At 67.7% G+C, this 1,898-nt stretch carries 3 protein-coding genes; all 3 read left to right on the top strand.

All coding sequences use genetic code 11. The annotated features are described in order from the left end of the window. A partial coding sequence (locus tag IEZ01_RS26775; protein ID WP_229833241.1) for a hypothetical protein occupies window positions 1-530 on the top strand: 530 nt, incomplete at its 5' end. Between the two features lie 624 nt (window positions 531-1,154). Then, window positions 1,155-1,418: a ribbon-helix-helix domain-containing protein gene (locus IEZ01_RS26770; RefSeq protein WP_028797770.1), complete on the top strand. Its 264-nt coding sequence runs from the start codon at window positions 1,155-1,157 to the stop codon at window positions 1,416-1,418. Beyond that, the gene (locus IEZ01_RS26765; RefSeq protein WP_019888134.1) at window positions 1,415-1,858 is read left to right on the top strand and encodes a PIN domain-containing protein; all 444 of its coding nucleotides are present in this window, start codon (window positions 1,415-1,417) and stop codon (window positions 1,856-1,858) included. The genes IEZ01_RS26770 and IEZ01_RS26765 overlap by 4 nt, the downstream gene beginning before the upstream one ends. Window positions 1,859-1,898 lie beyond the last annotated feature (40 nt).

The raw sequence follows: 1,898 nt of genomic DNA, 5'->3' as shown, positions 1-1,898 counted from the left end.
TGGCGGCCGCCGGTGAAGCAAGCACCGGCGGCCGCCACCCCCAACCCAACCGCAAGAGATCAAGGAACCTCCCTGTGCACACCCCGAGCTTTGCCACCGACATCGACACCCGCGCCGCCCTGTTCACGGTCATCGCGGAGCGGGCCGTGAGGAATCCCGCCGCTGCCCTGCTGTCCTGGGAGTACCTGACCGCTGTGGTCGACACCTCCCGCGTGGTCGCCTACCGGCGCAGGGACAACCCGGCCGCCTCACAGCCCGAGCACTACATCCGTATCTCCCCGAGCACCGCCGGCGCCCGGTCTGTGGCCTACCTGATCATCGGGTCCGCCATCGCCGAAATCCTCCTCACCCCCGAGCAGAGCGCCGACCTCGCCGACCACCCCGCCGTCACCCTCAAGGAAAAGCAGGGGGCCGCGCCTCCCTGGCGGGCCCACGTCGACCTCACCGAAGCCGCAGGCCCGGACATCGCGGTCGAGCTGACCCGCCGCGCCCTGGCCCTGGAAACCATCCGCGCAGCCTCCGCCCGCTGACGGGCCTTGTAACGTCGGGGCCTGGCGTACATGACCGCGGTGTCCCGCCCAATCTGACGCCCCATTACGGCATTTATGGCACGCCCATGGCGCGGGCACTGATAGGTCTGGACAGCGAACAGCCCCAGGTCGCTGACCTGGGGCTTTGTCATGGAGCGGATGACGGGAATCGAACCCGCGCTATAAGCTTGGGAATCACCCGGCACTTGGGCGGCCCACATGGTATCTGACCTGCGGAAACAGCTACCGGAAGTCCTCGTCGGGCGTCCTCGCTGGACCCCTTGTTGAGCGCTGCTTACCGGCTCAACTGGCACGTTGTGGCACGCGCTGCTCAGAGCCGGGGGTCTTTCCCAGCCCTCCAATCCCTCGCGAAGGTCGCGAGACCGAAGCGGACGCACGTGAAGTGGCGCGGCAGGCGTAGACAGCGGCTGTCGGGCATCCGGGTGCCCCCGGCCAAGGGCCGGGCTCGGATCACTAACGCTGTCTCCGGCTGCGTGCCGGCGGCGCGGCGGGTCGTGACGAGCTGGTGGGTGAGTTCGCCGAGATAGACAGTGTCGTCGAGCCCGCCCGGATGTCATGCGCCCATCACGTACATCAAACTGGTACATGGGTTAGCCTTGGTACATGTCCATGAAGCGCACCAACGTCTACGCCGACCCGGAAGACCTCGCGATCATCAAGGAAGCGGCCAAGCGTCGCGGTATAAGCGAAGCCGAGATCATCCGGCAGGGCATCCACCTCGCCGCCATGGCCAACCGCGTGTGGGACGAGCCGCTGTTTTCCCGTACCTTCGCGGGCCCGGGGCGCACCCTCGCCAAGGACGAGGTCCGTGACGCCGTCGCCGACGCCGTCCAGCGTGACGCCGCCTCTGGAGCCACAGTCGCGTGATCATCGTCATCGCCGACACATCCGGCCTGTTGGCCGCGCTCGACTCCACACATCCGGAGCACGAGGCGGCGCAGGAGGCGATCATGGCCGCAGGGCTCCTGGTCATGTCTCCGCTCCTGCTTGCCGAGCTCGACCACGTGGCCACCCGTGAACTTGGCCGCGAGGCCGCGGTGAGCGCGATCGACGACATTCGCGGCTGGATACGCCGAGGCAGAGTCTCGGTGCCCGAGATCACCGAGACCCATCTGGGCGTCGCCCAATCCGTTCGCGCGCGTTACCGGGGGCTGGATCTTGATCTCGCGGACGCGGTGAACGTGTCCCTGGCCGCGGACTACGACACAGCCGCAATCCTCACCCTGGACCGCCGGGACTTCCGCGCCGTACGCCCCCTCGGACGACACAAGGCGTTCCGTATCCTGCCCGACGATCTCCCCCTCTGAAGCGGCTGCGCCCTCTGGGAGCTCAGGGCAACAAACAAGC

The sequence above is a fragment of the Streptomyces purpureus genome, assembly GCF_014648195.1.
Lineage (GTDB): Bacteria > Actinomycetota > Actinomycetes > Streptomycetales > Streptomycetaceae > Streptomyces > Streptomyces purpureus.
Note: the sequence above shows the minus strand (reverse complement) of the source record. Positions and strands in the feature narration are given on the sequence as shown.